The organism is Ewingella sp. CoE-038-23, from assembly GCF_040419245.1.
Lineage (GTDB): Bacteria > Pseudomonadota > Gammaproteobacteria > Enterobacterales > Enterobacteriaceae > Ewingella > Ewingella allii.
This window is the reverse complement of record NZ_JAZHOH010000001.1, coordinates 2065939-2074571: the sequence shown is the minus strand read 5'-3', so window position 1 is coordinate 2074571 and position 8633 is coordinate 2065939. Positions and strand designations below refer to the sequence as shown.

General features: G+C 56.4%; 8 protein-coding genes. 7 read left to right on the top strand and 1 reads right to left on the bottom strand.

Annotated features, from left to right (window positions below):
- Position 1: 1 nt before the first annotated feature.
- Complete coding sequence (bcsR, locus tag V2154_RS09695; protein ID WP_353502049.1) at positions 2–220, bottom strand: cellulose biosynthesis protein BcsR; 219 nt, start codon at positions 218–220, stop codon at positions 2–4.
- Positions 221–480: 260 nt separating this feature from the next.
- Between bcsR and bcsE the strand changes: the two genes are divergently transcribed.
- The 7 genes from bcsE (at position 481) to V2154_RS09660 (ending at position 8621) form a co-directional block, all read left to right on the top strand.
- A complete protein-coding gene (gene bcsE, locus V2154_RS09690; RefSeq protein WP_353502048.1) occupies positions 481–2085 on the top strand; it encodes a cellulose biosynthesis protein BcsE in 1605 nt (534 codons plus the stop codon).
- A gap of 2 nt (positions 2086–2087) precedes the next feature.
- Positions 2088–2312, top strand: a complete 225-nt coding sequence (gene bcsF, locus V2154_RS09685) for a cellulose biosynthesis protein BcsF (protein WP_353502047.1) — start codon at positions 2088–2090, stop codon at positions 2310–2312.
- The gene (gene bcsG / locus V2154_RS09680) at positions 2309–3967 is read left to right on the top strand and encodes a cellulose biosynthesis protein BcsG (RefSeq protein ID WP_353502046.1); all 1659 of its coding nucleotides are present in this window, start codon (positions 2309–2311) and stop codon (positions 3965–3967) included. The genes bcsF and bcsG overlap by 4 nt, the downstream gene beginning before the upstream one ends.
- A gap of 795 nt (positions 3968–4762) precedes the next feature.
- Complete coding sequence (locus V2154_RS09675) at positions 4763–5512, top strand: ABC transporter ATP-binding protein (RefSeq protein WP_353502045.1); 750 nt, start codon at positions 4763–4765, stop codon at positions 5510–5512.
- A gap of 20 nt (positions 5513–5532) precedes the next feature.
- A complete protein-coding gene (locus V2154_RS09670) occupies positions 5533–6507 on the top strand; it encodes an ABC transporter substrate-binding protein (RefSeq protein WP_353503970.1) in 975 nt (324 codons plus the stop codon).
- A gap of 72 nt (positions 6508–6579) precedes the next feature.
- Positions 6580–8235, top strand: coding sequence for an ABC transporter permease (locus V2154_RS09665; RefSeq protein ID WP_353502044.1), 1656 nt, complete (start codon positions 6580–6582; stop codon positions 8233–8235).
- 230 nt (positions 8236–8465) lie between these two features.
- Complete coding sequence (locus V2154_RS09660; protein WP_353502043.1) at positions 8466–8621, top strand: hypothetical protein; 156 nt, start codon at positions 8466–8468, stop codon at positions 8619–8621.
- Positions 8622–8633 lie beyond the last annotated feature (12 nt).

Below are 8633 nucleotides of genomic sequence, written 5' to 3'. Positions count from 1 at the left end.
ATCACCCTTGGTTGTGAGTTAATTCGTGGTCGGGATGAAAATCCGCTTTCGGAGATAATTCAGCCAGCAGTGGCCAGCGTTTTAATACCTGCGGAATTTTTTCTTTACGGGCTATATCGATATAATGTAATTCAGGTAAGGCAAAAAGGTGACTTAACGCCAGTAAATCATCGTTTTCATTATCTTTTTCGCTATTGACTACTGGGCTATCAGGTCGCATCTCTTTTTCACTCCGCTTCCCTCACATTTCCTGAGATATAAAAACAACACCGCCGACTAAAAATAAGTTGTGGTATTAGGATGTTCTTTACTGGATATGGGATGGGGCAATGCCCGAAATATTTAGATTAAGAAATTTCGGTTATTATAATCATATTTCTAATTGTCTCCAAAGCATACTTTCAATTAAAATGATGTTACACCTTATGCCAGCAAGTCAGTCAGACTTATTCCGGCAAACTTATTTAGGCTATACAAATAATGGCTCTTTCCCTTTCTTTTGGCACCAAGCAATTCTGGAATGAATTGGCTGAAATGCAGTCCAGCGGGCTTTACTGGGTCAACGCAGATAGCCAAAATGCGGCTTACGAGCTGGCGGGTCAGGTGCTTGATGCACAAGAAATTAAAATAATAACGACGATTATTTATCCTCAAGAAAATCTCATTACGAGTAACAAGCAACGCCCTCTTTCCCCGGACCACGTGCTCATTTCGCGCCTTATTTCGTCCGCCCCCTCGGTCAAGCAATATGCGATGCCGACGGATAAAAAGGCGTTCAAATCTCTGTCGCGTGATCTCAATCGTGTGATTGGTGAACAAAATAAACTGGTGGTTTTATTGTTTCCCAACGGCGTTTGGCAGGGGTTCAGCGAGCAAGAGTTTGCCCATTGGCTGCATGAAATCAGCGCGCTAGCGAAATCTAAGAAGATTGCGCTACTTATTATTGCCCATGGCAAATCTGAGCAGAACCTTAAATTAAAACTCCATACTTATCATCGTGCTTTATATGGTCTTTGCCATTTGCGCAGTGATATTGAGCCAGCGCAGTGGGTTATTTCCTGGTGGCATAACCAAGTGACCGCGGAGGCCAATACCACTTACGCGCTACAAAAGCGCCCGCTTGGCTGGTCGGTAATGCCCAAAGCCGCCGCCGACGCTGGCCCGGCCGCGCTCAGTGACGATCAGTGGGCCTTTTTGGCCGAGCGCGGCGTGCTGGAAGGCGCGCCGCCTCTCTCCGGCAACTGGCAGCTGTTTGAAGACAACGCGGCACTGGCCGAAAGTGGTATGCGTGCTCGCTCGGCTACGCTGATTTTCGCCCTTAATAGCAATGAGCAGGTTGAAACCCTCGCCCGGCAAATCCACCTGCTGCGCACCCAGCGCGGCGGCGGATTGAAAATTGTAGTGCGCGAACTGGGCGCTGCTCTGCGCTACGCCGACCAGCGCCTATTGCAGGCCTGCGGTGCCAATTTGGTGGTGCCACAGGCGGCGCGTCTTTCCAGCTTCCTCACCCTGCTGGAGGATATTCAGCCTCTGAGCTTCACCCGTCAGGTGTCGGACGATATTGAGCAACTGCTGCAAGGCCGCCTGCCGACCCATCACAAAGGCTACCTGCCGCTGCCGGCCTTCTGCAAAGTGATGCAGTCCATCTGGAGCCACGCCGAGCAGCAGACCGACGCACCGGGCGTGCTGATTTCCCTGCGCCCGGTGACGGGCATCAATCCGGCGCAGTCGATGTCGCTGTGTCATTTGCGCCGCGACGGCGATATTTTGTCACTGACCGAGCGTCATCTGCTGCTGTTTCTCTCCAACTGCCAGGCCGGCGATGTAGAGCAAGTGCTGCGTTCGCTGTTCAGCCTGCCGGTGGATGAAGTGTTCGCCAGCCGCACGGTTTGGCATCAAGCTGATGATATTCAGTCGGAAATTCGCCGTTTGGCCGCCAAACCTGCTCTGCCGGACCCTGTCGCCGAGCCGCAGCAGATGACCGTGCCGCCGCGTGACGCCGCCAACGCGCCTGAACCGACGCACCCGCAGCCAATCAATTTGCTTTTAAGCGCCACGCCTCATCGCGCTAAGGATCAGCAATAACCATGAATATCAGCGACATTATCGAAATATTCATTCTGGCGGCGATAATTTTTATCCCCTTTGGAATGTTCATCGGCCGCCGTTTGACACGGTGGAAACTGAGCTTCGAGGCGCGCTTTTTGTCCCCTCGCTACCTTAAACCGATCACCGCTAAAGAGGCCCGCCGCGCGGAGCAAGCCTTCGCCGCGGCTGATTTAGCGCCAGACTCATCGAATAGATCATCATGAATAACAACAAATTAAACGCATCTCGCCTTCCCCTGTGGCAATCCTGGCGTGGTCTTGGGGCATGGAATTACTATTTTCTGCTGAAATTTATTCTGCTTTGGCAGGGTTATCTCAATTTCGACGCCATCGGCAACCTGATTTTTGCCGCCTGCCTGCTGTTCCCCCTGCCGTCTCTGCGCCTGCATCGCTGGCGACACTGGCTGGCCCTGCCGTTTGGTTTAGGGCTGTTTTATCACGACACCTGGCTGCCGGGCTGGCGCACCATCGTCAGTCAGGGCGGCGACGTCAGCGGATTTAGCCTCGACTACCTGCTCGAGTTGGCCGACCGCTTTATTAACTGGCAGTGGGTTGGCGTAGCCTTTGTGCTGCTGGTGGCTTATCTGTTTGTGGCGCAGTGGATCCGCATCACCACGCTAACCGTGGCGGTACTGGTCTGGCTGAATGTCAGCCTGCTGGTGCTGCCGGGCTGGTCATCGCCCGAAGCGAAAGCCGTGGCGAACATTTCCACCCCAGTCAGCCAGCCGGTGGCTCAACCGCGCAGTGGCGAATCCCTGCCCAATACCGTCAGCGGGCCGCCAACTAATGAAAATCTGAATGCCTATTTAGAGCAGTTCTATCAGCGCGAGCGCACTCGTCAGACGCTATTCCCTGAAGCTCTGCCCGCCGACGCCCAGCCGTTTGATCTGTTAGTGATCAACATCTGTTCGCTGGCGTGGTCGGATCTGGATGCCGCCAATCTGGCGAATTCTCCGCTCTGGTCGCGCTTCGACATGGTGTTCAGCAATTTTAACTCCGCCACCTCCTACAGCGGCCCGGCCTCGATTCGCCTGCTGCGCGCCAGCTGTGGCCAGACGTCGCACCACGATTTGTATCAAACCTCTGGCCAGAAATGTTACCTGTTTGACGATCTCGCGCGCCTGGGTTTTGGTTCCCAGTTGGCGATGGATCACACCGGTGAGTTTGGCAACTATATTAAAGACTTACGCAAAGATGCTGGGTTGCAGGCACCACTGATGTCGCAAGCCGGGCTGGGCCATAATCTGACCTCTTTCGACGGTTCGCCAATCTACAACGACGGTCAGTTATTCACCCGCTGGCTGGAGAATCAGCAGAAAGCCGGCAGTAATCGCACCGCGACTTTCTTCAACCTCGTGCCGCTACACGACGGCAACCGTTACGTCGGCACCAATAAACCGGCGGATTACCGCACCCGCGCCGAGACGCTGTTCGCTCAACTGAATACTTTTATGGATCAGCTGGAGAAGTCTGGCCGTAAAGTGATGCTGGTGGTGGTACCCGAGCACGGTGCGGCCTTAGCAGGAGATAAGATGCAGATCTCCGGCCTGCGCGATATCCCAAGCCCGAGCATCACCCACATTCCCGTCGGCGTGAAGTTCTTCGGTATGCAGTCCCCGCACCCAGCCACGCCGCTGAAAATCGATCAACCCAGTAGCTATCTGGCCCTCTCCGAGCTGGTCTCCCGCGCCGTGGACGGCAAGCTGTTCACCTCTCCCACCGTCGACTGGCCAACCCTCAGCGGCAACCTGCCTGAAACCCCAAGGGTGTCAGAAAACGAGAACGCCGTGGTCATGGAGTATCAAGGGAAGTTCTACATCCGGTTGAATGGCGGGAGCTGGGTTCCCTATCCACAGTGAATAAGGGGCAGCCCTTTGAGCTGCTTTAAGGTCAAGGTCGTGGGCGTCGGCCCACACCGACCAAGGGAGGCGTAAACGCGCCTCCCTTGGAACCCTGCGTTTTTTCTTTTGTGAGATCGAGGCTGCGCAGGGTCGGAATGGACGTGTTCCAGCCGCCAAAATGATCGCCGCGAAGTGCCGCCGCTTAGGCGGTTCCCTCGCTGCGGGATTAGAACCCGCGAAAAAAGACTCGCGGTTTTCCACCTCTTGCTCGGCGTCACTTCTGAACGCGACCTACTGGCTTTTACACCGTGCCTTTTCAGGTTTTCTGTTTGTTATTGCCTTGCTCCTCCCTCTTGTCAGGGGGAGGAGCCGAATAGAACTTCACTGAAACGGCACGGTCGAAATGCCTCAAAACCGCAGTCAAAAATGGCGCTGAGCGAGAGGTTCGAGACCAAAGGCTCGAATCCCGTGGCGAAGGCACCGCCTAAGCGGCGACATTTTGCGGTGGATAACGGAAGTCCCTGAAACACGTCCGCCTCACGAGCGAAGCGCGCAGTAAAGAGCCTGGGAGTCTTGAGGGGCGCGGCGATAGGCGCCCCTTGAGGCCTGTGTGGCGGCAGCGCACGACCTTGACCTTAAAACGGTGTGGGCCGACGCCCACGACCTTGAAGTTGAATTTGAATTTAAAAGCGCGTTTGGGCCGCTGCCCAAGGCTAAAAAGCGACGCCGACTGTTTCCCCCAACAGTCATAAATCCTTCATCAATCCCCTTTAAGCTCCAGCGATACATTAAATCCCAAAGAGGATAGTTCCCATGACCACTCCAGACCTTGCGGCTCTGGGATCGCGCCCCTGCGCGTCTTCCTTGCCCGCAATCGCTGTTCATCAGGTTTGTTACCAATTTGGGGCAAATCGGGTACTCAATCACGTCAATCTCGAGGTGCCGAAAGGTACCATCATCGCCCTGCTCGGCCCTTCGGGCTGCGGGAAAAGTACGCTGCTGAAACTGTTAGCCGGACTGCTGCATCCGTCATCGGGTGAGATCCACTTTGGTGCCACTCGCGTAGCTGCCGGTCGCTTTAGCTTGCCGCCGGAGAAACGCTCGTTGGGCATGGCGTTTCAGGATTACGCGCTTTGGCCGCACATGAGCGTGATGCAGAACGTCGCGTTTCCCTTGCAGATGCGCGGCGTGCGCGGAGCGGAGCAAAAGCAGCGCGTGATGGCAACCCTCGAGCGCGTGGGGTTAGCGGATTTCGCCGCACGCCGCCCTGCTGAGCTTTCTGGCGGGCAGCAGCAGCGCGTGGCGCTGGCGCGGGCGATTGTCGCCGAGCCGCAAATCCTGCTGTTCGACGAACCTCTCTCCAACCTCGACCGTCACCTGCGCGAAACCCTGTGTGAAGAGATGGCGGTGCTCCTGCGTCAGCTGGGCACTACGGCGGTTTACGTCACCCATGACCCGCAAGAAGCCCAAGCCTTGGCGCACTGCGTGGCTCGCATGGAGCACGGCCAGATCGCGCGACTTGACCATATTGAACCTTCCCGCGTTGTTCCTTTTGCTCTTTAACCTCTGATGGATAACTGATGATGAAACGCACTCCTTTTATATCGAAAACAGGTTTAATCACCGCAATGACTCTTTCTCTCGCAATGGCGGGCAGCGCAAATGCCCTGACGCTCTACACCGCCGGGCCAGGCTCTCTGGCTAAAAAATTGGCCGCAGGTTATGAAAAGCAGACTGGCGTCAAAGTCGACGTATTTCAGGCCACCACCGGCAAAGTGATGGCACGCCTTGACGCCGAACAAGCCAATCCGCGCGCGGACATTCTGATTTCCGCCTCGTGGGATACCGCCGAAGACCTGCAAAAACGCGACTGGCTGCTGCCTTACCAAAGCCCTAACGCGGCGCAGGTTCCGGCGCAGTTCAAAACGCCTTATTACGTGGCTCAGGGCATTTCGGCGTTGGGGATTGTCTGGAATACCAAAAGCGGCACGCCGGAGCCAAAAGAGTGGGCTGATCTCGCCAAGCCTGAATTTAAAGATAAAGTCACCACGCCTGACCCGGCGCTGTCCGGGGCTTCGCTCGATTTGCTGATCGGGTTACAAAATGCCCAGCACGAGCAGGCATGGAAGCTTTTTGACCAGCTAAAAGCCAACGGCATGGTGATTGCCGGGCCTAATGCGCAGGCCCTGACGCCAGTGCTGCAAGGGGCGAAAGCCGCGGTATTCGGCGCGGTGGATTATGTGTCCTACAGCAGCGTGCAGGACGGTGAGGCGATTAAAGTGATTTTCCCGTCTACCGGCACGGTGATCGCGCCGCGCCCGATGATGATCCTTAAGTCGAGCAAAGAGCAAAAAGAGGCCAAAGCCTTTATCGATTACGCCCTTTCGGAAGAAGGCCAGAAGCTGGTTGCCGAAGCCTGGCTGATGCCAGCGCGCACCGATATCGACGCCAAGCGCCCTCTGTTTAAGTCTTTGAAACTGCTGCCAGAAGAGGCTCAAGCCTCGGCATCGCGCAAAGAGGTTCTTGACCGATTTGCCGCTCTTTTTGGTCAACGCTGAGTCATCCATGTTCAGGGCCGCAAGCCGGCCCTGACGTTATCTTCCCTGTTTACACCAACAGACACTCTTCTGATGAATAAGACGCTCTTGTTACCCGCGCTCACCGGCGCTGCGCTGCTGCTTCTGGTGGGGCTGCCGGTTAGTTTTGTCGTATTGCAGGCTATCTTTCCACATCTCGACGGCGGTGCTTTTAGCGACGCTTTTGCCCCTTTTGGCCGACTTTTTAGTGATGCCCAGCTGCGGGAAATGGTCATTAGCACGCTGAAAGTCGGGCTTGGCGTGGCGCTGTGCAGCGCCATTATTGGCATTCCTCTCGGCGCGCTGCGCGGGTTATTCGCCTTGCCCGGCGCGGCGCTGTGGGACTTAGTGTTTCTGATCCCCTTCATGGCGCCGCCCTACATCGCCGCCCTATCGTGGATGCTGGCGTTGCAAACCAATGGCTATCTGGAACAGCTTCTGGCCGTGCGTCTCAATGCGTTTTTGTTCTCAGTGCCGGGAATGATTGCGGTGATGACCCTCAACATCTTCCCAGTGGTCTACTTCGCAGTGTCGCGCAGCATGGCCGCCAGTGGCAGCAGACTGGCCGACGTCGCGCGCATTCACGGCGCGGGGCCGTGGCGGGCATTTTTCCGCGTCACCCTGCCTTTAGCTCTACCCGCCATGGCCTCCAGCCTGCTGCTGGCCTTCACCCTGACGATTGAAGAGTATGGCGTGCCCGGCGCGTTGGGCGCACGCAGCGGCGTGAACCTGCTGACTACCGGCATTGAGCAGAAGCTGGCCGACTGGCCAGTGGACATGCCCGGTGCCGCCGTGCTGTCTTTGGTGCTGGTGTCTCTGGCGCTTTGCGCCTACTGCGTGCAGCACGCGGTGCTGGCCGGGCGCAATGTGGAAACCCTGACCGGCAAACCGGCGGACGTGGTGGCGAAACCTCTGGGCGCGGCGAAATGGCCGGTGTTAGCCCTGTTCTCGCTGGTTGGCTTGGTCACGGTGGTAATGCCGCTGTGCTCTATGGCACTGACGGCATTCTCAAACACGCTGTCCGGCGGCATTTCGTGGCAAAACCTCTCACTTCGCCACTATGCGGCGCTGTTTGAAATTGACGGCGATGCGCTGGGCGCGCTCAGCACTAGCCTCGGCTTGGCCTTGGGCACGGCGCTGATCACCGGGGCCGTCGGCCTGTTGGCGTCGTGGCTGGTTGTGGTGCGCAAGACTCGCGGCTCGGCGGCAATTGACGGGTTATCTCTGCTCCCCGCCGCGCTGCCGGGCATTGTGGTGGGTGTCGGGCTAATACTGGCGTGGAACCGAACCTTCTGGCCGGTCACGCCTTACAACAGCTGGGCGATTTTGCTGCTGGCCTACTGCTGTCTGCTGCTGCCTTATCCGGTGCGCTACGCCAGCGCCGCCCTAAAGCAGATTGGTGGCAATCTCGACGCCGCGGCCCGGGTGCACGGCGCCAGCGCGGGTCAGGCGCTGTGGCGGATCCTACTGCCGCTGGTTCGCCCAAGCCTGCTGGCCGCCATGATGATGGTGTTCGCGGTGGCCTCGCGCGAGCTGGTCACTTCGCTGCTGCTGGCTCCCGCAGGTGTACAAACCGTGTCGGTGTTTGTCTGGCGGCAGTTTGAGCAAGGTTCGGTTGGCGACGGCATGGCGATGGCGTCGATTGCCGTGCTGATAGGCGTCACGCTGATGCTGATCGCGGTGAAATTGCAGAATCGCAAGTTGGCGTGACCTGTAATAGCTATATCCCCGCCATTTTTGCGAGTTGTCTCGGCACCTTCACTTTAAGCACTCGCGCCAAAATCCTGACACTTTAGAATGCTCAAAAGGAGTGTTTTGCAGCCATACATGCTGTTTACACTCCTAATGCGACATTCATTCCAATAAAGGAAAGTAATCATAAATGGTGACTTTACTTATTGGTTAAAAACATCATAATTGATTACTCCAAGGATGGCGGAATGTATCAAGTCGCTTTAACCCGCAGTGCTCAAAAAGAGTTGGAGCAGTTACCCCCTTCAATGGTTGCCGCAATGCTTTTTGGTTTTACGCAACTGACAGAGTTTGGGCCTTTCTTGCAGGAGCCGCAGGTGAGGTATGTAGGAGAAGGCATTTGAGAGCTTCGGGTC